At 74.8% G+C, this 21,338-nt stretch carries 20 protein-coding genes; 8 read left to right on the top strand and 12 right to left on the bottom strand.

The window, feature by feature from the left end; translation table 11 throughout:
* Positions 1–50 precede the first annotated feature (50 nt).
* Both rpmI and infC read right to left on the bottom strand, forming a co-directional pair.
* Complete coding sequence (rpmI, locus tag ACIGW2_RS21710) at positions 51–245, bottom strand: 50S ribosomal protein L35 (RefSeq protein ID WP_015032399.1); 195 nt, start codon at positions 243–245, stop codon at positions 51–53.
* A gap of 126 nt (positions 246–371) precedes the next feature.
* Positions 372–1,067, bottom strand: coding sequence for a translation initiation factor IF-3 (gene infC / locus ACIGW2_RS21705; RefSeq protein ID WP_356069537.1), 696 nt, complete (start codon positions 1,065–1,067; stop codon positions 372–374).
* A gap of 304 nt (positions 1,068–1,371) precedes the next feature.
* Here infC and ACIGW2_RS21700 point away from each other — a divergent pair, with 304 nt between their 5' ends.
* On the top strand, positions 1,372–1,785 hold the full coding sequence (locus tag ACIGW2_RS21700) for a DUF1844 domain-containing protein (RefSeq protein ID WP_356069536.1): 414 nt from the start codon (positions 1,372–1,374) through the stop codon (positions 1,783–1,785).
* A gap of 238 nt (positions 1,786–2,023) precedes the next feature.
* Here ACIGW2_RS21700 and ACIGW2_RS21695 read toward each other — a convergent pair whose 3' ends face one another.
* The 3 genes from ACIGW2_RS21695 to ACIGW2_RS21685 all read right to left on the bottom strand — a co-directional run bounded on the left by ACIGW2_RS21695 (position 2,024) and on the right by ACIGW2_RS21685 (position 5,251).
* Positions 2,024–2,758: an SseB family protein gene (locus tag ACIGW2_RS21695; protein WP_391653849.1), complete on the bottom strand. Its 735-nt coding sequence runs from the start codon at positions 2,756–2,758 to the stop codon at positions 2,024–2,026.
* 70 nt (positions 2,759–2,828) lie between these two features.
* Complete coding sequence (gene mycP / locus ACIGW2_RS21690; RefSeq protein WP_399845173.1) at positions 2,829–4,004, bottom strand: type VII secretion-associated serine protease mycosin; 1,176 nt, start codon at positions 4,002–4,004, stop codon at positions 2,829–2,831.
* Entirely contained in the window at positions 4,001–5,251 is a 1,251-nt protein-coding gene (locus ACIGW2_RS21685) for a hypothetical protein (RefSeq protein ID WP_391653851.1), read from the bottom strand. Before ACIGW2_RS21685 ends, mycP begins: the two co-directional genes overlap by 4 nt.
* 114 nt (positions 5,252–5,365) lie before the next feature.
* Here ACIGW2_RS21685 and ACIGW2_RS21680 point away from each other — a divergent pair, with 114 nt between their 5' ends.
* Positions 5,366–6,568 carry an amino acid deaminase/aldolase gene (locus tag ACIGW2_RS21680; RefSeq protein WP_391653852.1) on the top strand — a complete coding sequence of 401 codons (1,203 nt, stop codon included), beginning with the start codon at positions 5,366–5,368 and terminating at the stop codon, positions 6,566–6,568.
* A 21-nt stretch (positions 6,569–6,589) separates the two neighbouring features.
* On the opposite strand, the gene ACIGW2_RS21675 is transcribed toward ACIGW2_RS21680, so the two are convergent.
* From ACIGW2_RS21675 to ACIGW2_RS21660, 4 genes are all read right to left on the bottom strand, one after another.
* On the bottom strand, positions 6,590–7,837 hold the full coding sequence (locus tag ACIGW2_RS21675; RefSeq protein ID WP_391653853.1) for a haloacid dehalogenase-like hydrolase: 1,248 nt from the start codon (positions 7,835–7,837) through the stop codon (positions 6,590–6,592).
* Positions 7,838–7,982: 145 nt separating this feature from the next.
* Positions 7,983–8,768, bottom strand: a complete 786-nt coding sequence (locus ACIGW2_RS21670; protein ID WP_361580115.1) for a 3-oxoacyl-ACP reductase — start codon at positions 8,766–8,768, stop codon at positions 7,983–7,985.
* 5 nt (positions 8,769–8,773) lie between these two features.
* A complete protein-coding gene (locus tag ACIGW2_RS21665; RefSeq protein WP_399845392.1) occupies positions 8,774–10,186 on the bottom strand; it encodes an aldehyde dehydrogenase family protein in 1,413 nt (470 codons plus the stop codon).
* Positions 10,153–11,517: a glutamine synthetase family protein gene (locus ACIGW2_RS21660; RefSeq protein ID WP_361580119.1), complete on the bottom strand. Its 1,365-nt coding sequence runs from the start codon at positions 11,515–11,517 to the stop codon at positions 10,153–10,155. The genes ACIGW2_RS21665 and ACIGW2_RS21660 overlap by 34 nt, the downstream gene beginning before the upstream one ends.
* A gap of 78 nt (positions 11,518–11,595) precedes the next feature.
* Between ACIGW2_RS21660 and ACIGW2_RS21655 the strand changes: the two genes are divergently transcribed.
* From ACIGW2_RS21655 to ACIGW2_RS21645, 3 genes are all read left to right on the top strand, one after another.
* Positions 11,596–12,324, top strand: a complete 729-nt coding sequence (locus ACIGW2_RS21655) for an FCD domain-containing protein (RefSeq protein WP_361580121.1) — start codon at positions 11,596–11,598, stop codon at positions 12,322–12,324.
* 115 nt (positions 12,325–12,439) lie between these two features.
* Positions 12,440–13,879, top strand: coding sequence for an ethanolamine permease (eat, locus tag ACIGW2_RS21650; RefSeq protein ID WP_391653855.1), 1,440 nt, complete (start codon positions 12,440–12,442; stop codon positions 13,877–13,879).
* 32 nt (positions 13,880–13,911) lie between these two features.
* Positions 13,912–14,595 (top strand): gamma-glutamyl-gamma-aminobutyrate hydrolase family protein, encoded by a 684-nt coding sequence (locus tag ACIGW2_RS21645; RefSeq protein ID WP_399845169.1) that lies wholly within the window; start codon positions 13,912–13,914, stop codon positions 14,593–14,595.
* On the opposite strand, the gene ACIGW2_RS21640 is transcribed toward ACIGW2_RS21645, so the two are convergent.
* Positions 14,585–16,006, bottom strand: coding sequence for a purine-cytosine permease family protein (locus ACIGW2_RS21640; RefSeq protein ID WP_399845167.1), 1,422 nt, complete (start codon positions 16,004–16,006; stop codon positions 14,585–14,587). The genes ACIGW2_RS21645 and ACIGW2_RS21640 overlap by 11 nt on opposite strands.
* A gap of 70 nt (positions 16,007–16,076) precedes the next feature.
* Here ACIGW2_RS21640 and ACIGW2_RS21635 point away from each other — a divergent pair, with 70 nt between their 5' ends.
* Together ACIGW2_RS21635 and ACIGW2_RS21630 are read left to right on the top strand one after the other, a co-directional pair.
* Positions 16,077–16,739, top strand: a complete 663-nt coding sequence (locus tag ACIGW2_RS21635) for a TetR/AcrR family transcriptional regulator (RefSeq protein WP_399845164.1) — start codon at positions 16,077–16,079, stop codon at positions 16,737–16,739.
* Positions 16,740–16,815: 76 nt separating this feature from the next.
* A complete protein-coding gene (locus ACIGW2_RS21630) occupies positions 16,816–18,444 on the top strand; it encodes an amidohydrolase (RefSeq protein ID WP_399845161.1) in 1,629 nt (542 codons plus the stop codon).
* A gap of 57 nt (positions 18,445–18,501) precedes the next feature.
* Here ACIGW2_RS21630 and ACIGW2_RS21625 read toward each other — a convergent pair whose 3' ends face one another.
* A complete protein-coding gene (locus ACIGW2_RS21625; protein WP_391653860.1) occupies positions 18,502–19,458 on the bottom strand; it encodes a LysR family transcriptional regulator in 957 nt (318 codons plus the stop codon).
* Positions 19,459–19,528: 70 nt separating this feature from the next.
* Here ACIGW2_RS21625 and ACIGW2_RS21620 point away from each other — a divergent pair, with 70 nt between their 5' ends.
* Positions 19,529–20,674: a TDT family transporter gene (locus tag ACIGW2_RS21620; RefSeq protein ID WP_399845157.1), complete on the top strand. Its 1,146-nt coding sequence runs from the start codon at positions 19,529–19,531 to the stop codon at positions 20,672–20,674.
* Here the strand turns inward: ACIGW2_RS21620 and ACIGW2_RS21615 are convergent.
* The gene (locus tag ACIGW2_RS21615) at positions 20,592–21,332 is read right to left on the bottom strand and encodes a helical backbone metal receptor (RefSeq protein ID WP_399845154.1); all 741 of its coding nucleotides are present in this window, start codon (positions 21,330–21,332) and stop codon (positions 20,592–20,594) included. The genes ACIGW2_RS21620 and ACIGW2_RS21615 overlap by 83 nt on opposite strands.
* Positions 21,333–21,338: the final 6 nt, after the last annotated feature.

Here is a 21,338-nt window from a genome sequence, read left to right as displayed (position 1 = left end):
TCCCGGTCTGTGCCGGATGCCCTCGTCAGCGGCGAGGGCGGGAGATCAGATCAGATGCCCAGCATCTTCTTGATCTTGGCGGCGTCACCCGGGGCCATCTCCGCGTTGCCGGTGAGGCGACGGGTCAGCTTGGACGACTTGTGCTCGAGCAGGTGGCGCTTGCCGGCGCGCTCCCGCAGGATCTTGCCGGAGCCGGTGACCTTGAAGCGCTTCTTGGCACCGGAGTGCGTCTTGTTCTTCGGCATAGCGCCGTTATCTCCTCGTCAGTGGCGCTCCCCCCGGTGCGGGCACCGGGCATCCGGGAGCGTCAATTCTTCGTTGGTGGTTCCGGGCGGAACCCCCCGGGGCTGCCGAGTGGCAGCCCCTCGGGATCACGCCTCGGCGTTCTCGGCCGACGTGTCGGCCGAAGCCTCCTCGGCCGGCGCCTCCGCGGGGGCGGAACCGCCCTGGCGCTCGGCCTTGCGCGCGGCCTGGGCCTCGCGCGCCTCGGCCATGGCCTCGGTCTTCTTCTTGTGAGGACCGAGAACCATGATCATGTTCCGGCCGTCCTGCTTCGGGTTGGACTCGATGAAGCCGAGCTCCTGAACGTCCTCCGCGAGGCGCTGCAGCAGCCGGTAGCCGAGCTCGGGCCGGGACTGCTCACGACCACGGAACATGATCGTGATCTTGACCTTGTCGCCCTGCTTGAGGAACCGGACGACGTGACCCTTCTTGGTGTCGTAGTCGTGCGGGTCGATCTTCGGCCGGAGCTTCATCTCCTTGATGACCGTGTGCGCCTGGTTCTTGCGCGCCTCACGGGCCTTCATGGCCGACTCGTACTTGAACTTCCCGTAGTCCATGAGCTTGCACACGGGCGGACGGGCGTTCGCCGCGACCTCAACCAGATCGAGGTCGTACTCCTGCGCGAGCTCCAGGGCCTTGGCAAGCGGAACAATGCCCACCTGCTCGCCGCTGGGGCCGACAAGACGCACCTCGGGAACGCGAATCCGCTCGTTGATGCGGGGCTCGGCGCTGATGGATCCTCCTCGGTAGCACCACGCGACCGCCTTGGCGGACGGACACGTCACGGTAGAACTGTCGAGACCAACCGAGCGGGAGCACGAAAAATGCCCCGGACGGGACACAGGCGGGGCTCCAAGGAAACCGGAGCACCGCCGCGAGGCCATCGCGGGGCGCACATCGGGCGGCTCCATCGTCCGTACGGAACGATGGGCGCCACCTGACCGGTGACCCGCCGCCCGGAGGGCGGCCAGGTGGGAGATCGGAGCCTCCACTTGTGGGCCGGACACGCAGATGTCCAGCCGGTCGTCACCCAAGGTTAGCAGGACCCGGCGGTCGGCGCGAACCGCGCGGCGGCTTAGGGTTGGGGGCATGAGCGAGACGCCCCAGAACGAGTCCCCGGCATCCTCGGCATCCGCCGAGTCCACCGGGCCCGCCGAGTCCACCGAAGCCGCCGACTTCGCGGCCATGACCCGCGACATCGCGGAGGTGCCGGCGGTCGAGGTGATCGTCACGGTCGCCGTGAACCTGATGAGCGCCGCGGCGGTGAAGCTCGGGCTCACCGAGGAGGGCGACGAGCACAAGGACCTCGACGAGGCCCGCAAGCTGATCCACGCCCTCGCCGGTCTGCTCGACGCCGGCGTCACGGAGATCTCCTCCTTCCACGCCGCCCCGCTCCGCGACGGCCTGAAGTCCCTCCAGCTCGCCTTCCGCGAGGCCTCCTTCGTCCCGGACGAGCCGGGCCAGGGCCCGGGCGAGAAGTACACGGGCCCGGTTTACGGCTAGGCCAGACCCGGCCCGGGTGGAACCGCCCGTGCCCGGGGGTACGGGGGTCGTCCCCCGGAAGAGCCCGGTCCACGGCTGGGCCCGACTCGCCCGTGCCCGGGGGTACGGGGGGGCGTCCCCCGGAAGAGCCCGGTCCACGGCTGGGCCCGACTCGCCCGTGCCCGGGGGTACGGGGGGGCGTCCCCCGGAAGACCGCAGCCACGGGCCCGGTTTACGGCTGAGCCGACCGGGCCCCTATTCAGTCGCGTACGTAGAAGGGCTCGCCCGGAGGCGTCGCCGAGGCCGGCAGGAGTGCCAGGTCGAGGCCGCGCACCAGGCGGGCCCTCAGTGTTTCGTCGGCCGCCAGAGCGCGGGCCACGTGCTTGGCGGCCTCCGCGGGGGCGGCGTCGTCGGCGAGGACGAGGGCGAGGGTACCGTCGGCGGTGCCGGGGCCCAGGTGGGCGCGCAGGACGGCGGGCTCGGCGGCGACCGCGGCGCGGACCGCGTCCCGTACCGCCGGGTCGTCCAGCGGGTCGGTGCTCGTGCGGCCCTCGGCGAGGGCGACGAGGGCGGGGCCGGTCACCTGGTACGGCACCGGGCCCGCCAGGTCCAGGACCAGGGTGTCGGCCTTCTCGTGGACGAGCGCGGCGAGCGCCTGCTGCAGCGGGACGGCGACCGGGCGCGCGGCCGGGTCCCAGCGGGCGAGCGAGGCGATCGAGGTGAACGCGGGCAGGGCGCGCCGGTCCCCCGCGGTCAGCGTCGGCACCGCCATGTCGCTGGTCTTCTCCTGCTTGAGCCCGGTCTCGGGGTCCACCTCGACCTCGCCCAGGACGGCGACGACGGGGACGAGCAGCCGGGCGCCGCGCAGCGCCTCCAGGACCGGCCCGTGGGCCGTTCTGTCCTCCGCCCAGGCCGCGAGGGCCGCGGCGAGCGCCGGGTCGGCGGTGCCGTCGTCGTCGGAGAAACCGGGGTCGGGGATGTTCTTGAGCGCCACGTGCCGAGCCTAACCGCCGCCCGCCGGCCCGGCGGACCCGGGCCGAACGGTTCCTCCGTGAGGAGCCGGCTCAGCGGCGCGCGCCGCGCCACAGCACGGCCGCCGCGGCGAGGAGCAGTACGCCGAGGCCGCCGGCCAGCGGGGCGAGCAGGCCGACGGGGTGGGACTCCTCGGCCGGCGGCTGCGGCCCGGGGCCGAAGTGGCGGCCGGTGTATCCGGCGACGGCGGTCTTGGGGTCGGCGCCCCTCAGCTTCTTGCCGGCCTCGATCGCGGCGGCCGGGTCGACCGTGCCGTATCCCTTGTCGTCGCTGCGCCCGCCCCGGGGCCTGCTGCGCGCGGTGTCCACGAGCAGCCGCTTGACCTGGGCGGGGGTGAGGTCGGGGTGGGCGGCCCGGACGAGTGCGACGGCGCCGGAGACGAAGGCGGCGGCCGCGCTGGTGCCCCAGCCCTCGTAGTAGCGGCGGTCGGGGTCGGCGATCACGATGTCGACGCCGGGGGCGCTGACCGTGGCGTACCAGCGGCTGGTGGAGAAGGAGGCGTGGGTGCCGTAGCGGTCCACGGCGGCGACGGCGATGACGCCCGGGTAGGCGGCGGGGTACGAGATGTGGTCGCCCTTCTCGCCGCCGTTGCCGGCGGAGGCGACGACGGAGACGCCCTTGCCGAGGGCGTACTGCACGGCGGCGTCCTCGCCGGCGTCGGGGTGGGCGGACTCGGAGTCGTCGCCGAGGGAGAGGTTGATGACGTCGGCGCCGTGGTCGGCGGCCCAGCGGATGCCCTCGGCGAGGGCGGTGCCGCGGGTCTTGCGGGCCTTGTCGCGGGCCTTGTCGGTGCCTTCGAGGATGACCCGGACGGGCAGGATCCGTACCTTCGGCGCGATGCCGAGCACGCCGTCCTGGCCGCCGGGGCCGTGGCCGTGCCCGGCGATGATGCCGGCCATCGCGGTGCCGTGCCGGGCCCAGGCGCGGTCGCCGCGCCGGGCGCCGAAGCCGACCAGGTCGGTGCCGGGCAGCACGGAGCCCGCCAGGTCGGGGTGGGTGGCGTCGACGCCGGTGTCGAGGACGGCGACGGTGACGCCGGCGCCCCGGGTGGTCTGCCAGGCCTTGCCGGTGTGCAGGGCCTCCAGGCCCCACTGGCGGGCCCGGATGGTGTCGGCGTACGCGGGCGTGGTCGTCGCCGGCAGCACGGTGAAGGCGGCGGCGAGCAGGGCGGAGAGGCCGGCGGCGGTGCGGCGCGGGCGCGGGGTCACTCCGTGTCCTCCTCGGCGAGGGTGGCGGCGACGGTCTGGCGCAGGGCGCGTTCGACGGCGTCGGCGACGCCCTTGGCCTCGTGGCCGAGGCCGGCCTGGGCGACCGGGGTGTCCCGCTTGGCCGTCATGGCCCGGTCGGCGGGCTCGGGGGCGGCGACGGCGCGGCCGTCGGCGAAGCCGGACACGGCGGTGACGACCACGGGCAGGTCCGGCAGGACGTGCCGCCACCAGCTGGCGCGCTGGGCGGCGCCGAAGCCGGCGGCGACGGTGTCCGGCGCGGACAGCGCGGGCCCGGGCTCGTCGGCGGCGCGGGAGCCGAGGGTGCGCATGGCGGCGGGGTCGGCCAGGGTGAAGACGAGGGCGACGGTGATCACGTGCGAGGACGTGGCGTCGGTGTAGGTGGCGCGCAGCACGCGCTCGCAGCCGGTGGGGCCGAGCGCGGTGTGCAGGGCCCGGGGCAGGGCGGCGGGGCCGCAGGGCGCGTCGGGGGCGACGACGATCCGGGTCCAGGTGCGGTTGGCGCCGCCGGGGCCGGCGCCGGGGCCGGCCAGCGTCTGCGGGAAGAGGGTGTCGACGGGGGCGTCGTGCCACAGGGCCCGCGCCTCCTCGTAGCCGCGCGGCTCGGCCGCTTCTCCGGCGCCGCCGCCGGCGAGCAGCGCGCCCGCGAGGGCGCCGCCGATCAGGCCGAGCGCGAGCACCCCGCAGACGGCGGCGGCCACGGTCCGCCGGGGGTCGCGGTCCCGCACGGGCCGCAGCCGGGTGGTGATCTCGACGGGCGGCTCGCCGCCGAGGGCCCAGGGGTCGTACGCGTACGGGGGTGCGGGCGGCGCGGCGGGCCGGGGCACGGACGCGGGGGCCGCCGTCGGGCGGGGCAGGGGTGCGGGGCCGGCCGGCTGCCGGGGCGGGCGGGTGTCGCGTACGGGACGGAGCCGGGTCGTCGTCTCCGACGGGGCCTCGGCGGGCGCGGCGGAGGGCGCGGGGCGCTCGGGCGGCAGCGGACGCCCCAGGGACCGCGGCCGGGCCGGGCCCCCCGCGGGCGCGGGCTCGGGCTGCTGCGGGGCGGGTACGCGGGTGCCGGGGCGGGCCGGGGCGGAGGGCTCCGGCCGGGCGGGCCCGGGGGCGCCGGCGCGCGCCGGGTCCGTCCCGCGCTCGGGAGCGGTGGCTCCGCGAGAGCCGGGTCGGGGCTGGTCCGGTGGGAGGAGGGCTTCGGTGATGCGGGACACGGGGCGCTGCGGCTCGGTGCTCATCCCCGTCCCCCTGGTCGTTCCGCGAAAGCAATGGGCGTCACTCTACGGGCTGTTCCGCCTGGTGCGGGAACGCAGGGGCTACCCACGCGTAAACCCGTCTGGCAAGCTCCCCCCATGACTCCCCGTGCCGCCGACCGTGCCCGGTACGACCGGGCCACCGCCCATCTCGACGCGCCCGTCGCCATCGTCGACCTGGAGGCCTTCGACGCCAATGCCGACGACCTGGTCCGCCGGGCCGGCGGGAAGCCGGTGCGGGTGGCGAGCAAGTCCGTGCGGTGCCGGGCGCTGCTGGAGCGGGTGCTGGCGCGGGACGGGTTCGCGGGCGTGATGTCGTTCACGCTGGCCGAGTCGCTGTGGCTGGCGCGAGCCGGTTTCGAGGACGTGCTGCTGGCCTATCCGTCGGCCGACCGGGCCGGGTTCGCGGAGCTCACGGCGGACGCGAAGCTGGCCGCGGCGGTGACCGTGATGGTGGACGACGTGGCCCAGCTGGACCTGATCGAGGCCTCGCGGGCGGGCGGCACGGAGGAGGTGCGGGTCTGTCTGGAGCTGGACACCTCGCTGCGGCTGCTCGGCGGCCGGATGCGGGTCGGGGCGCGGCGTTCGCCGCTGCGCGAGCCCGCCCAGCTGGCGGAGCTGGCCCGCTCGGTGGTGCGGCGGCCGGGCTTCCGGCTGGTGGGGCTGATGGCGTACGAGGGGCACGTGGCGGGGGTCGGTGACGCGGTCGCGGGCCGGCCGCTGCGCTCGCGGGCGATCCGGCTGATGCAGGCGGCGGCCCGCAAGGAGCTGGCGGCCCGCCGGGCCGCGGTGGTGCGGGCGGTGCGGGCGGTGGCGCCGGATCTGGAGTTCGTGAACGGCGGCGGCACGGGCAGCGTGCAGCACACGGCGGCCGAGGACGCGGTGACGGAGATCGCGGCGGGCTCGGGGCTCTACGTGCCGCGGCTGTTCGACAACTACACCTCGTTCACCGGGCGTCCGGCGGCACTGTTCGCGCAGCCGGTGGTGCGCCGGCCGGGCGTCGGCGTGGTGACGGTGCTGGGCGGCGGCTATCCGGCGTCGGGCGTCGCGGGCCAGGACCGGCTGCCGGTGCCCTACCTCCCGGAGGGGCTGCGGTACGACCCGCAGGAGGGCCCGGGCGAGGTGCAGACGCCGCTGCTCGGCTCGCCGGCGGACGATCTGCGCATGGGCGACAAGGTGTGGTTCCGCCACGCGAAGGCCGGTGAGCTGTGCGAGCGCTTCGACACGCTGCACCTGGTGGACGGCGACCGGGTGACGGCCGCCGTCCCGACGTACCGGGGCGAGGGGCGCACGTTCCTCTGACGCGCGCTCAGTACCGCGTGCTCAGTACACGGTGTCCTGCTGGTCGGGGATGACGCTGCCGTCGGCGCGGCGCACCGGCTGGGCCGTGCCGTCGGGGGCGGTGTAACCGGTGCTCGCGCAGGGGTAGGGGCTGGTGCGCCGCTGCCTGGGCTCGATGAAGAGCGGGTTCACCAGCCAGCGTCCGTCGGCGTCGTCGTAGGCCCTGCACATCAGTTCGTTCTTGTTGCGGTTGAGGACGAGCCGCAGGCCGGTGGCGTCGCGGAGGAAGGACACGTCGGTGTCGGAGTCGCCGGCGGCGAGGACCTGGCGGCGGGCGGGCGGCTGGACGCGTTCGGCGGCGGGGCCGCGGACGCCGAGGACGTCCTGGTTGATCCAGCAGCGCTTGCCGTCGATGTAGGGGATCGTCTCGTCCTCGCCGTCGCGGACGGTGCCGCAGCCCTCCAGGTGGCTGGTGAGGCGGCCGTCGGCGGTGGTGGTGTTGCGGATGCCGACGGTGTGGGCGGCGTCGACGCCGGCGGCCGCGGACCAGGCCTCGACGACCGGTTCGGGCGAGGCGGAGACGATCCAGACGTCGAATCCGGCCGTCTTCAGGGTGCGGATCAGGTCGAGCTGCTGGGGGTAGTAGCGGACCCAGCCGGTGACCTCGGCGGAGCCGACGCGCTGGGTGGCGCCCTGCGGGGCGGCGAGGTTCTCGGCGCGGGCCGCGGCGGCGAAGGCCCGTACCTCGCGGGCCGACCAGCCGTGCAGGAGCTGGGCGAGCCAGGCGTACTGGGGTTCCGTGCGCCGGTGGTCGTATCCGGCGAAGGCGGTGCGTCCGGCGGTGGTGGTGCCCGAGCCGTAGACGGCGAGGAGTTCGTCGGCGCAGCGGGTGTCGGTGGCGGTGGGGAGGGTGCGGACGCCGGTGGGGCAGGCCGCGCCGAGGGCGGTGGCGGCCGCGGGGGTGAGGTGGCGGCTGGTGGTGGACCAGTCGCCGTCCTTGGGGGGCCGGACGCGGTCGTGGCGCAGCAGCCAGAAGAAGGTGGCGTCGCCGACGTCGTTCCGGATGACGGTGTTGTCCCAGTCGAGGACCGCGAGGGGCTTGCGGCCGCCCTTGTCGTGGCAGTGGGCGGCGATCAGGGCGTCGATGCGGGCCTTGTTGTCCCCGTACCAGCCCTCGGAAATCTTGAGGGTGGGGCAGGCGGCGGGCCGGGCGCCGGCCTGCGCCGTGGGGAGGAGGAGGCCTGCGGCGAGGGCGAGGGCGGCGGCCGCGGCGGAGGTGCGGAGCTTCACGGGCGTTCTCTCCTGTCTGCTGGACGCGCGACAGCCGGGCGCCTTGCGACGCCCGGCTGTCGGGTGGGGGTGTGGGGGTGGGGATGGGGGGGCGGCTTCGGCGAGGTCTGGAGGCCGGAGGTCCGGAGGTCAGAGGACCGGAGGTCTAGAGGGGGGTCACGTACGCGCCGGAGATGCCGCCGTCGACGAGGAAGTCGGTGGCGTTGACGAAGGAGGAGTCGTCGCTGGCGAGGAAGGCGACCGCGGCGGCGATCTCCTCGGCCTCGGCGAAGCGCCCGACCGGGATGTGCACCAGGCGGCGGGCGGCCCGCTCGGGGTCCTTGGCGAACAGCTCCTGGAGCAGCGGGGTGTTGACCGGGCCGGGGCAGAGCGCGTTGACCCGGATGCCCTCGCGGGCGAACTGCACGCCGAGCTCGCGGGACATGGCGAGGACGCCGCCCTTGGAGGCGGTGTAGGAGATCTGGCTGGTGGCGGCGCCCATGATGGCGACGAAGGAGGCGGTGTTGATGATGGAGCCGCGGCCCTGGCGGCGCATGTAGGGCAGGGCGGCCTTGCAGCACAGGTAGACGGAGGTGAGGTTGACGTCCTGGACGCGCTTCCAGGCCTCCAGTCCGGTCTCCAGGATGGAGTCGTCGTCGGGCGGGGAGATGCCGGCGTTGTTGAAGGCGATGTCGACGGAGCCGTAGGTGTCGAAGGCGACCTTGAAGAGGTTCTCGACCTCCTCCGGGTCGGTGACGTCGACCTTCACGAAGGTGCCGCCGACCTCTTCGGCGGCGGCCTTGCCGGCCCGCTCGTCGATGTCGCCGCAGACGACGTGGGCGCCCTCGGAGGCGAGCCGGCGGGCGGCGGCGAGGCCGATGCCGCTGCCGGCACCGGTGATGACGGCGGTGCGGCCGACGAGGCGGCGGCAGATGTTCTCTTCGGTGCTCATGGTGCTCAGGCCTCCGTGCTGATGAAGACGTTCTTGGTTTCGGTGAAGGCGGTCAGGGCGTCGGGGCCCAGCTCCCGGCCGAGGCCGGACTGGCCGAAGCCGCCGAAGGGGGTCCAGTAGCGGACGCTGGAGTGGGAGTTGACGGAGAGGTTGCCGGCCCGGACGGCGCGGGAGGCGCGCAGCGCGCGGCCGACGTCGCGGGTCCAGATGGAGCCGGACAGGCCGTACGGGGTGGCGTTGGCGAGCCGGATGGCGTCGGCCTCGTCCTCGAAGGGCAGGACGACGGCGACGGGTCCGAAGACCTCCTCGACGGCGCAGGGGGCGTCCTCGGCGAGGCCGGTGAGCAGGGTGGGCGGGAACCAGAAGCCGGGGCCCTCGGGGGCCTTGCCGCGGATGCCGGGCAGGGTGTCGGGGACGTAGGAGCGGACCCGGTCCAGCTGGGCGCGGGAGATCAGCGGCCCCATCTGGGTGCGTTCGTCGAGGGGGTCGCCGACGACGATCTCCTGGATGGCGGGGGCGAGCAGTTCCAGGAAGCGCTCGTGGACGCTGCGCTGGACGAGGATGCGGGTGCGGGCGCAGCAGTCCTGTCCGCTGTTGTCGAGGAAGGACATCGGCGCGGCGGCCGCGGCGGCCTCCAGGTCGGCGTCGGCGAAGACGATGTTGGGGCTCTTGCCGCCGAGTTCGAGGGTGACGCGCTTCACCTGGTCGGCGGCCCTGGCCATGATCTGCTTGCCGACCCGGGTGGAGCCGGTGAAGACGACCTTGGCGACGCCGGGGTGGTCGACGAGGGCGGCGCCGGCGACCGGGCCCTCGCCGGGGAGGACCTGGAAGAGGTGCTCGGGCAGTCCGGCCTCCAGGGCGAGCTCGGCGAGCCGCAGCGCGGTCAGCGGGGTGGTCTCGGCGGGCTTGAGGATCACGGAGTTGCCGGCGGCGAGGGCGGGTGCGGTGGCCCAGGCGGCGATCGGCATGGGGAAGTTCCAGGGGGCGATGACGCCGATCACGCCGAGCGGTTCGAGGATCGTGAGGTCGATGCCGCCGGGGACGGGGATCTGGCGTCCGTTGAGGCGCTCGGCGCCGCCGGCCGCGTAGTCGAGGAGGTCTCGGACGTTGCCGGCCTCCCAGCGGGCGTTGCCGAGGGTGTGGCCGGCCTCGCGGACCTCCAGGAGGGCGAGTTCCTCGGTGTGGGCGTCGACGACGGCGGCGAAGCGGCGCAGCAGCCGGGCCCGGTCGGCGGGTGCGGCGGCGGCCCAGGCGGTCTGGGCGGCGGTGGCGCGGGCGACGGCGGCGTCGACGTCGGCCGCGGTGGCGGCGGGGACGGTGGCGACGACCTCCTCGGTCGCCGGGTTCAGTACCTGGAGCTCGGTGCGTTCCAAGGGGGTGGTCCTCACATGCGTTCGAAGGAGCGGCGCAGTTCCCAGTCGGTGACGGCGGCGTCGTAGGCGTCGAGTTCGACGCGCGCCATGTTGCGGTAGTGGGCGACGACCTCGGCGCCGAAGGCGGCCTTGGCGATCTCGCTGTTCTCCCAGAGTTCGGCGGCCTCGCGCAGGGTGGTGGGGACGTGCGCGTAGTCGGCGGTGTAGGCGTTGCCGGTGCAGGCGGGCGGGAGTTCGAGGCGCTGCTCGATGCCGTACAGGCCGGCGGCGACCATGCCGGCGACGGCGAGGTAGGGGTTGACGTCGCCGCCGGGGAGGCGGTTCTCGAAGCGGGTGGAGCGCCCGTGGCCGACGGTGCGCAGGGCGCAGGTGCGGTTGTCGCGGCCCCAGGCGACGGCGGTGGGGGCGAAGGAGCCGGGCTGGAAGCGCTTGTACGAGTTGATGTTCGGCGCGTAGAGCAGGGAGAAGTCGCGGAGGGCGGCGAGCTGTCCGGCGAGGAAGTGGCGCATGACCTCGGACATGCCGTCGGGCCCGTCGCCGGCCATGGCGTTGACGCCGTCGGCGTCCTGGAGCGAGAGGTGGATGTGGCAGGAGTTGCCCTCGCGCTCGTTGTACTTGGCCATGAAGGTGAGCGAGCAGCCCTCCTGGGCGGCGATCTCCTTGGCGCCGGTCTTGTAGACGGCGTGCCGGTCGCAGGTGACCAGGGCCTCGGCGTACTTGAAGGCGATCTCGTGCTGGCCGGGGTTGCACTCGCCCTTGGCGGACTCGACGGTGAGTCCGGCGCCGGTCATCTCGTTGCGGATGCGGCGCAGCAGGGGTTCGATGCGGCCGGTGCCGAGGACGGAGTAGTCGACGTTGTACTGGTTGGCGGGGGTCAGTCCGCGGTAGTTCGCGTCCCAGGCCTGTTCGTAGGTGTCGCGGAAGACGATGAACTCGAGTTCGGTGCCGACGTGGGCGGTGTAGCCGTGGGCGGCGAGCCGGTCGAGCTGGTGGCGCAGGATCTGGCGCGGGGCGGCGACGACGGGGGTGCCGTCCTCCCAGGCGAGGTCGGCGGTCACCATGGCGGTGGCCTCGTTCCAGGGGAGGCGGCGCAGGGTGGAGAGGTCGGGGTGCATGGCGAAGTCGCCGTAGCCGCGGTCCCAGGAGGACATCTCGTAGCCGTCGACGGTGTTCATCTCGGTGTCGACGGCCAGAAGATAGTTGCAGCCCTCGGTGCCGTGGTCGAGCACCTCGTCGAGGAAGAACGGTGCGGCGAACCGCTTGCCCTGGAGCCGGCCCTGCATGTCGGGGAAGGCCAGGACGACGGTGTCGATCTCGCCGCTCGCGACGAGCGCGCGGAGCTCGTCGACGGAGAGCGGGGGTGTGCGGTCTGCCACGGGATTACTCCTCCTTCGGCCTGCCGGGAGCCATAAGGTATTGCGAAGAACCATTGCTTGGGAAGGGGAAACGACGAGGTGGCCAGTACGAGTGAATCGGCGGACCGGCTGACGCCCGTGCTGCGGCCGGTGCGGGCGGGCAACGGGTTCGAGGAGGCCCTGGAGCAGATCCTGCAGGTGGTGCGGCTCGGCCTGGTGCCCGGCGGGGAGCGCCTGCCGGCCGAGCGGGAGCTGGCCGACCGGATGGGGATCAGCCGGGTCACGCTGCGGGAGGTCCTGAAGGTGCTCCAGGAGCAGGGGCTGGTGGAGAGCCGGCGCGGGCGGTACGGCGGGACGTTCGTGCTGCAGCGCCCGCAGACCGCCGACGAGGCGGAGCTGCGGCGCCGGATCGCGGCCGTGGACGTGGAGGACACGCTGCGCTTCCGGGAGGTCCTGGAGACCGGGGCGGCCGGGCTGTGCGCGGTGCACGGCCTGGACGAGGAGGGCGCGGGGCGGCTGCGGGCGGCACTGGCGGCGACCCATGACGCGCCGCTCGGCGACTACCGTCGGCAGGACACCCTGCTGCACCTGACGCTGGCCGAGCTGTCCGGCTCGCCGACCCTGACGGCGCAGTACGCGGCGGTCCGGGCGACGGTCAACGACCTGCTCGACTGCATCCCGCTGCTCGTGCGCAACCTGGAGCACTCCCAGCACCAGCACGAGGCTCTGGTGGAGGCGGTCCTGGACGGCGACGCGGACGCGGCCCGCGAGGTGATGCGGGAGCACTGCGCGGGCACGGCGGCGCTGCTGCGCGGCTTCCTGACGTGACGGGACACCGGGCACGTAACCGGAAAGTAACGCGCGGGTCTTGCGCCGCCCACCCCGGCGACGCAAAGGTATGGCTCCAATCCATTGGGCCCGTTGCGGGGAGCTGACCGCTGCCATGACGCTGGAAGACACCTCAGGCACCACCCAGGCACAGGACGACTATCTGGAGCGCCGGACCCTGCGCCGCGGCAGCGCGGGCTGGCTGCTCCTGACCGGGCTCGGCGTCGCGTACGTCGTCTCCGGCGACTTCTCGGGCTGGAACATCGGCCTCTCGAAGGGCGGCTTCGGCGGGCTCGCCATCGCGACGGTCCTGATGGGCGCGATGTACGCCTGTCTGGTCTTCTCGCTCGCCGAGCTGTCCGCGATCCTGCCCACCGCGGGCGGCGGCTACGGCTTCGCCCGGCGCGCGCTCGGGACCTGGGGCGGCTTCCTCACCGGCACCGCGATCCTCATCGAGTACGTGCTGGCGCCCGCCGCGATCTCGATCTTCATCGGCGACTACGTCGAGTCGCTCGGGCTCTTCGGCCTGGAGTCCGGCTGGCCGGTCTACCTGGTCTGCTTCGCCCTCTTCATCGGCATCCACCTGTGGGGCGTCGGCGAGGCGCTGCGCTTCAGCCTGATCGTCACCGCCGTCGCGGTGGCCGCGCTGCTGGTCTTCGCGCTGGGCGCGCTCAGCGACTTCCACGTGAGCGGCCTCGACGACATCCCGGCCGACCCGACGGCCACCGGCTCCAGCTCCTGGCTGCCCTTCGGCCTGCTCGGCATCTGGGCCGCCTTCCCCTTCGGCATGTGGTTCTTCCTGGGCGTCGAGGGCGTCCCGCTGGCCGCCGAGGAGGCCAAGGACCCGGTGCGCTCGATGCCCAGGGCGCTCGCCCTGTCCATGGGCGTCCTGGTGCTGCTCGCCGTGGTCACCTTCTTCGCGGCGACCGGGGCGCGCGGCTCGGCCGCGATCCAGGAGGCGGGCAACCCGCTGGTGGTGGCCCTCCAGGGGGACGGGGAGCCGACGGCGCTCAGCCGCTTCGTGAACTACGCGGGCCTCGCCGGCCTGGTGGCCTCCTTCTTCTCCCTCATCTACGCGGGCTCGCGCCAGCTGTTCGCGCTGTCCCGGGCCGGTTACCTGCCCCGCTTCCTGTCCCTGACCAGCCGCCGCAAGTCGCCCTACCTGGGCCTGCTGATCCCCGGCGCGATCGGCTTCGCGCTGGCCGCGGGCACCGGCAACGGCGCCCGGATGCTGAACATCGCCGTCTTCGGCGCCACCATCTCGTACGCCCTGATGGCGCTCTCGCACATCGTGCTGCGCCGCCGCGAGCCGGGCCTCGCCCGGCCGTACCGCACCCCGGGCGGCGTCCTGACCTCCTCCGTCGCCTTCGTGCTCGCCCTGTCGGCGCTGGTGGCGACCTTCCTGGTGGACCGGGAGGCGGCCCTCATCGCGCTCGCGGTGTACGTGATCGCGCTGGCGTACTTCGCGTTCTACAGTCGCCACCACCTGGTGGCGAAGGCGCCCGAGGAGGAGTTCGCGGCGCTCGCCGCGGCCGAGGCGGAACTCGAACGCTGACCCCGGTCCCGTACCCACGAGGAGGAAGACCCGTGCACAGGCCGCTCATCGGTGTGACGACCTATCTCAACCAGGCCCAGTGGGGGGTGTGGGACCTGCCGGCGGCGCTGCTGCCGGCGGCCTATCCGCGCCTCGTCCAGGCGGCCGGCGGGCTCGCGGCGCTGCTGCCGCCGGACGAGCCCGCGGCCGCGCCGGAGGCGGTGGCGCGGCTCGACGGCCTGGTGGTCGCGGGCGGCGCGGACGTGGAGCCGGCGCGCTACGGCGCCGAGGCCGACCCGCGCACCGGGCCGCCGGCCCGGGACCGGGACTCCTGGGAGCTGGCGCTGATCGACGCGGCCCTCGCCGCCGGCACCCCGCTGCTCGGCATCTGCCGGGGCATGCAGCTGCTCAACGTGGCCCTCGGCGGCACCCTGGTGCAGCACCTGGACGGGCACACGGAGGCGGTCGGCGTGATGGGCCGCCACCCGGTGACCCCGGTGCCGGGCACCCGCTACGCCGCCGTGGTCCCGGAGCGCACCGAGGTCCCGACCTACCACCACCAGTGCGTCGACGTGCTGGGCAAGGGCCTGGTCGCCTCGGCCCACGCGGACGACGGCACCGTGGAGGCGGTGGAACTGCCCGGCCCCGGCTGGGTGCTGGGGGTCCAGTGGCACCCGGAGATGGGCGAGGACCCGCGGGTGATGCGGGCCCTCGTGGATCAGGCCGTCAGGCGCTGAGCCGCCCGCGCGACACCAGGGCGTAGAGCAGTCCGGAGGCGGCCATGCCGACGGGCATGGCCAGGTCGACGCCGCCGAGGGCGTCGGCCACCGGCCCGGTGTAGGCGGTGTCCACGCACAGCGCCGCGAGGCCGCCGCCGCCGAGCACCGCGACGGCCCCGGCGGGGTTGAAGCCGGCCGCGAACCAGAAGGGGCTGTTCCGGCTCTCGTCCATGAGCGCGGCGCCGTCGTAGCGGCCCCGGCGCAGCAGGATGTCGACGGCGTAGACGGTCATGGCCGGGCCGAGCAGGACGACGGTCAGCTGGAGCACGTTGCTCACGGTGTCCAGGAAGTCGGAGACGAGCAGCGCGTAGAGGGTGAGGGCGACGGCGACCGCGCCGTCGACGAGCACGCTGCGCGCCCGGGGGATGCGCAGGCCCACGGCCTGGAGGGCGAGGCCCGCGCTGTACGAGGTCATCGCGTTGATGGCGATGGTGCCGACCACCAGGGCGAGCAGGAAGACCGGCGAGAACCAGCCCGGCAGCAGGGCCTGCAGCGCGGTCTGCGGGTCGGTCATGTCGACGACGGTGGCGGCGAGCGCGCCGAGCGCGCAGACCAGGACGCTGGGCAGGAAGCCGCCGAGCGCGGTCCAGCCGATGACGGCCCCCGGCGAGGTGGTGCGGGGCAGATAGCGCGAGAAGTCGGCGCTGGTGGTGTACGAGAGCGGGCCGGCGGCGATCAGCGTGACGCCCGCGATCAGGGTGGCCCACAGCTCCGTGCCGCCGAGCGGGGCGGCCGGGGCGTAGCCGAAGTCGGCCTTCAGGAGCACCGCGTAGGCGACGACGCCGAAGGCCGCGGCGAGGGCGAGGGTGATCGGCAGGTAGAGCCGGACGATGAGCCCGTGCCCGTACACGCCGATGGTGAGCGTGACCGCCGCGATGACGAGCACGACCACGACCTTGACCGGGGTGGAGGCGGCGAGGCCGGTCTTCTCCACCAGGGCGAAGGCCGCGCCGGCCGCCGCCGCGAGGTTGAGCGCGAAGTAGCAGACGGAGATGGTCCAACCGGTGACCGCGTTGTTCACGCGGTTGCCGCGCACGCCGTACATGGCCCGGGTGATGACCTCGCTGGGGGCGCCGGCGGCGGGGCCGGAGACCGCGAGCACGCCGGTGAGCAGCCAGAACAGATTGCCGATCACGATCACGGCGAGGGCCTGGGCGAGGCTGAGACCCATCAGGACCAGGGCCCCGCCGACCACCAGGCTGAGGTAGTTGACGTTGGCGGCGGCCCAGATCGAGAAGAGCTCGCGCGGGTGTCCGTGCCGTTCGTCGTCGGGGATGTGGTCGATGCCGTGGGATTCGATCCGCGGGGACCGGTCACGGTCCGGCGCGCCGGCCGACCGGGTCTGGGGGACGGGGGTGCTGGAAGCCATACGGCCCTCCGGGGAGCGGGTCGTGCACACCTGGTTGCTTATTGGTCGCACACTCAATAGCATCGCCCCCATGTCGTCAAGCGTCCCGCGCAAACGCATCCGCAAGACCCCCGAGGCCCGCCGGGCCGAGATCGTCGAGGCGGCCGCCGCCGTCGCCCTGTCCGAAGGACTGGAGTGCGTCACCCTGCGCCGGGTCGCCGAGGACCTCGGCGTCCGGCCCGGTCTGATCAGCCACTACTTCCCCTCGGCCGAGAACCTGGTGGCCGAGGCCTTCGGCACCGCCGCCACCGGCGAACTCGACGCCCTGCTGCCGGCCGAGCGCCCCGACGGCACGCCCACCGAGTACCTGGCGCGCTACTTCGCGCTCTCCCACGGCGCGGCCTACGACGACATCAGCCGGCTCTGGATCAACGCCCGGCACCTCAGCCGCTACCGCCCGCTGCTCCGCGACCGGGTCCACGAGCAGGAGCTGGCCAACGACCGGCGCCTCGAAGGACTCCTGCGGGACGGCGTGGAGCGCGGCGAGTTCACCACGCCCGACCCGCACGTCACGGCGATCCAGATCCTCGTCGTCCTCGACGGGCTCGGCGCCCACGCCAACACCCTCGTCGAGAACCGCCCCGAAGCGGTGCGCCGGATGGCGGTGACCACCGCCGAACGCGAACTCGGCCTGGCCCCCGGCCTGCTCGACCGCACGGCCGCCGCGCTGCCGCCCGCCCTCGCACCCCGCTGACCCCCGGTACCCCTCCCCCGAACCGTCCCCCGGGTCCTCCGCGGTCCCCTCCCCGACTCCCCTTCCAGGAGCACGTGTGCCCACCCGTCTCGTCCTGACCTCCGCCCGGCTGCTCGACCCCGGCAGCGGCACCTTCCTGCCGGAGACCGCGCTCGCCGTCGCCGGCACCGGCCGGATCGCCGCGCTCGGCGACGACCGGGAGATCCGGGCGCTCGCGGGCCCGGACACCGAGGTGATCGACCTGGGCGGCGCCGTGCTCACCGCCGGGTTCGTCGACGGGCACCTCCACCCGGTCACCGGCGCCGAACTCACCCACGGCCTCGACCTGTCCCGCTGCGCCGACGTCGCCGGTGTCCGCGCCGCACTGGCCGGCGCGGTCCGCGAACAGGGGCGCGGCGACTGGCTGTTCGGCTGGGGCCTGGACCCGAACGTGTTCGGCGACGAGCCGGTCGGCATCGCCCCCTTCGACGAGGTCCTCGACGGGGTCCCCGCCTTCCTCCTGCTCTTCGACGCCCACTCCGCCCTCGCCAGCCGCCGCGCGCTCGAACTGGCCGGGATCGACGGCCCGCGCGCCTTCGACCAGGCCTCCGCCGAGATCGTCTGCGACGCCGACGGCGTGCCGACCGGGCTGCTCCAGGAGGACGCGGCCTGCGAACTGGTCGAGCGGATCGCGCCCCGCCCCACCCGCGCCGAGCAGCGCGACCGGCTCGCCGCCGCGCTGCGCGCCATGGCGGCGGCCGGACTCACCGGCGGCCACGTCATGGACGCCAACGGCGACAGCCTCGCCCTGCTCGCCGAACTCGACGCGGCCGGCGAGCTGCCGCTGCGGCTGCGCGTCGCGCCCTGGTGCCAGCCCGGCACCGACGCCGAGGGCGTGCGCGCCCTGATCGAGCAGCAGGGCACTGGCGGCGCGCTGTGGCGGGTGGACGGCGTCAAGCTCTTCATGGACGGCACCATCGACAACGGCACGGCGTGGCTGGAGCGCCCCGACTGCCACGGCGAGTCCCGCCACGCGTTCTGGCCCGACCCCGAGGCGTACACCGCGATCATCGGCGAACTGCACCGCGCGGGCGTGCCCACCGCCACCCACGCGATCGGCGACGCGGCGGTACGGCACGCGCTCGACGCCGTCGCGAAGGCGGCGGCCGCGGGGCCGCGGGTCCGGCACCGCGTCGAGCACATCGAGACCGTCCCCGACGACACCCTGCGCCGCTTCGCCGAGCTGGGCGTGATCGCCTCCATGCAGCCCACCCACTGCTGCGACTTCACCCGCGCCGACCACACCGACAACTGGTCCCGCCGGCTCGGCGAGGAACGCGCCTCGCGCGCGTGGCGCTGCCGCGACCTGTGGGACGCGGGCGCCACCGTCGTCCTGGGCTCCGACTGGCCGATCGCGCCCTTCCCGCCCCTCGGCGTCATGGCAGGCGCCCGCCACCGCCGCCCCACGCACGACCTGACCCAGCCCCCGCACAACCCCGGCCAGGCGCTCACCGCCCTCGAGGCACTGCGGGCCGTCACGGTCAACGCGGCCTTCGCGGCCGGCGAGGAGCATGAGGCGGGCCGCCTCGCGGTCGGCCACCGGGCGGACCTGACGGCCCTGGGCGCCGACCCGCTGACGACGCCGGCCACGGAACTGGCGGACGTGCCCGTGGTCCTGACGACGGTGGACGGCCGGGTGACGCACCGGAGCGCCGGGGCCTCGTAGGGCGACACGGCACTCGGCGGCGCGGGACCCGGCGGCAGCCTGGGGCCGCCGGCGGCCTCAGCCCGCCGGCCGGGCCCTGGTCAGCGACAGCAGGTCGCGCGCCGGGCCCGTCGGGCGGTGGCCGGACGGCCAGACCGCGCGGAGGTCGCGGCGCAGCAGGGTGCCGGCGACCGGGACGGCGACCAGGCGGTGGGAGGCCAGCTCCTCGGCGACGGCCAGCTCGCTGAGCACGGCCGGGCCCGCGCCGCTCACCGCCGCCGCCTTCACCGCCGTCGTGGAGGCGAGTTCGAGGAGCGGCCGGGCCAGGCCGCCGTGCGCGGCCAGGGCCGCGTCGAGGACCTGCCGGGTGCCGGAGCCCCGCTCCCGCAGGACCAGCGGCGTCGCCGCCAGCTCCGCCGGGTCCAGGGGCGCGCGCCGCCGCGCCCACGGATGGGAGGGCGCGGTGACGACGGCGAGCCGGTCGTGGGCGACGACGGCGCCGTCCAGGCCCTCGGGCACGGCGAGGCCCTCCACGAAGCCGAGGTCGGCGTCCCCTCCGAGGAGGCGTTCGGCAACGGCCGCGGAGTTCCCTGCCTGGAGGGAGACGGCCGTGTCGGGGCGCTCCGCGCGCAGCGCGATGAGCCAGCCCGGCAGCAGGTACTCGGCGATGGTCATGGAGGCGGCGACCCGCAGCCGCGAGTCCCGCCGGCCGCGCAGCGCCTGCACGCCCGCGTCGAAGGCCTCCGCCGCCTCGACGATCCGGCGCGCCCAGTCGGTCACGAGCGCGCCCGCGTCGGTGAGCCGGGAGCCGCGGGGCGAGCGGTCGACCAGGGCGACGCCGAGGACGCGCTCCATGGAGCGGATCCGGCTGCTCGCCGCGGGCTGGGTGATGCCCACCTCGCGGGCGGCCCGGCCGAGGCTGCCGTGCCGGGCGACGGCGAGCAGGAGCTCCAGCGCACCGAGGTCGGGGACCCGGTGGGAGAGGAGGGCGGGGGGAACGTCACCCGGGGTCGGCGGAGGGGGCACACTGCTCATAAACCCAGCTTATGGCCTCATAGTCACGACGTCCCTGGTGGGGGCCGTGATCGCGGCCGAGGGTGGAGCCATGGCAACACTCGCTCCCGCTCGACCCGTCCCCGGCGCCGCCACCCCCCGGCCCCGCTGGACCGCGGTCCGTCACCTCGGACCCCACTGGTACGCCTCGGTGATGGGCACCTCCGTCGTCGCGACGGCCGGCGCCGCGCTCCCGGTGCCGGTGCCCGGTCTGCGCACGGCCTGCACGCTGGTCTGGGCGCTCGCGCTCGCCATGCTGCTCGTCCTGCTGGCCGCGCGGGCGCTGCACTGGACGCACCACCGGGACCAGGCGCGGGCCCACCTCCTGGACCCGGCGGTGGCGCCCTTCTACGGCTGTCTGGCCATGGCGCTGCTCGCGGTCGGCGGCGGGGCGCTGGTGGTGGGCCGGGACTGGATCGGGACGCCGGCCGCCGTCGCCCTGGACGCGGTGCTGTTCACGGCGGGCACGGTGATCGGCCTGGCCGCCGCGGTGGCGGTGCCGTATCTGATGGTGGCCCGGCACCGGACCGAGGCGGCGTCGCCGGTGTGGCTGCTGCCGGTGGTGGCCCCGATGGTGTCGGCCGCGCTCGGCCCGCTGCTGCTCCCCCATCTGCCCGGGGTCGAGGCCCGGGCCACGCTCCTGCTGGCCTGCCACGCGATGTTCGGGATCAGCCTGCTGGCGACCCTGGTGATGCTGCCGCTGGTCTTCGGCCGGCTGGTGACCGGCGGCCCGCTGCCCCTCGCCCTGACCCCGACGCTGTTCCTGGTGCTCGGCCCGCTGGGCCAGTCCACGACCGCCGCGAACGCCTTCGCCGACGCCGCGCCGGGCCTGCTGCCCGCCCCGTACGCCTCCGGCTTCACCGCGTTCGCGGTGCTGTACGGGGTGCCGGTGACGGGTTTCGCGCTGCTGTGGCTGGCGCTGGCGGGCGCGCTGGTGCTGCGGGCCCGGCGGCAGGGCATGGGGTTCGCGATGACCTTCTGGGCCTTCACGTTCCCCGTCGGCACCTGCGTGACGGGCGCGGAGGGCCTGGCCCGGCACACCGGTCTCGCCGTCTTCCGCTGGCTGGCGGTCGGGCTGTACGCCCTGCTCGTGGCGGCCTGGCTGTTCGCCTGGTTCAGGACGGCCCGCGGACTGCTGAGCGGAGCGCTGCTCGCAGCACCCGGGGCGCCTCGGCGAGCGACGGCCCGTACCAGGTGAGGTGGCGTCCGGAGACGAGCGCGGCCGGGATGCCGGGGAAGGCCTCGGGACCGTCCTCGCGGGTGAAGCGGTAGGGCTCGTCGGGCAGCACCACGAGCTCGGGCGCGGCGGCCCCGAGCTCGTCGAGCGGCACCCGCGGGTAGCGCTCGGGGTGGCCGGCGTAGAGGTTGCGCACGCCGAGGCGGTGCAGCAGGTCGCCGGCGAAGGTGTCGCGGCCGAGGACCATCCAGGGCCGGCGCCAGACGGGGACGACGGCGGTGCGCGGCGGCCCGTACGGCCGCAGGCCGGTCCAGGCGGCTTCGGCGGCGTCCAGCCAGCCGGGCCGGTCGGGTACGCCGCAGGCCCGGAGCACCCGTTCCAGCTCGCCGAAGGCCTGGGCGAGGTCCCGGACCTCGGTGACGAGGACGTCGAGTCCGGCGGCCCGCAGCGCGTCCAGGTCGGGCGCCCGGTTCTCCTCCTCGTTGGCGAGGACCAGGTCGGGCCGGAGGGCGGCGACGGCGGCCACGTCCGGGTTCTTGGTGCCGCCGACGCGCACCGCGTCGCCGAGGTCCGCCGGGTGGCTGCACCAGTCGGTGACGCCGACGAGGGTGCCGGGCGGCGCCGAGACGGCGACGGCCTCGGTGAGCGAGGGCACCAGGGAGACGACCCGCACGCGCATGTCCGC

This window comes from Streptomyces sp. NPDC053541, assembly GCF_044544705.1.
Lineage (GTDB): Bacteria > Actinomycetota > Actinomycetes > Streptomycetales > Streptomycetaceae > Streptomyces.
This window is presented reverse-complemented; position numbering and strand designations above follow the sequence as displayed.

Excerpts from the sequence above, each read along its gene's own strand:
- rpmI (WP_015032399.1), bottom strand. The coding sequence starts at position 245 with ATGCCGAAGAACAAGACGCACTCCGGTGCCAAGAAGCGCTTCAAGGTC.
- ACIGW2_RS21700 (WP_356069536.1), top strand. The coding sequence starts at position 1,372 with ATGAGCGAGACGCCCCAGAACGAGTCCCCGGCATCCTCGGCATCCGCC.
- ACIGW2_RS21685 (WP_391653851.1), bottom strand. The coding sequence starts at position 5,251 with ATGAGCACCGAGCCGCAGCGCCCCGTGTCCCGCATCACCGAAGCCCTC.
- ACIGW2_RS21680 (WP_391653852.1), top strand. The coding sequence starts at position 5,366 with ATGACTCCCCGTGCCGCCGACCGTGCCCGGTACGACCGGGCCACCGCC.
- ACIGW2_RS21670 (WP_361580115.1), bottom strand. The coding sequence starts at position 8,768 with ATGAGCACCGAAGAGAACATCTGCCGCCGCCTCGTCGGCCGCACCGCC.
- eat (WP_391653855.1), top strand. The coding sequence starts at position 12,440 with ATGACGCTGGAAGACACCTCAGGCACCACCCAGGCACAGGACGACTAT.
- ACIGW2_RS21640 (WP_399845167.1), bottom strand. The coding sequence starts at position 16,006 with ATGGCTTCCAGCACCCCCGTCCCCCAGACCCGGTCGGCCGGCGCGCCG.
- ACIGW2_RS21635 (WP_399845164.1), top strand. The coding sequence starts at position 16,077 with ATGTCGTCAAGCGTCCCGCGCAAACGCATCCGCAAGACCCCCGAGGCC.
- ACIGW2_RS21625 (WP_391653860.1), bottom strand. The coding sequence starts at position 19,458 with ATGAGCAGTGTGCCCCCTCCGCCGACCCCGGGTGACGTTCCCCCCGCC.
- ACIGW2_RS21620 (WP_399845157.1), top strand. The coding sequence starts at position 19,529 with ATGGCAACACTCGCTCCCGCTCGACCCGTCCCCGGCGCCGCCACCCCC.
- ACIGW2_RS21615 (WP_399845154.1), bottom strand. The coding sequence starts at position 21,332 with ATGCGCGTGCGGGTCGTCTCCCTGGTGCCCTCGCTCACCGAGGCCGTC.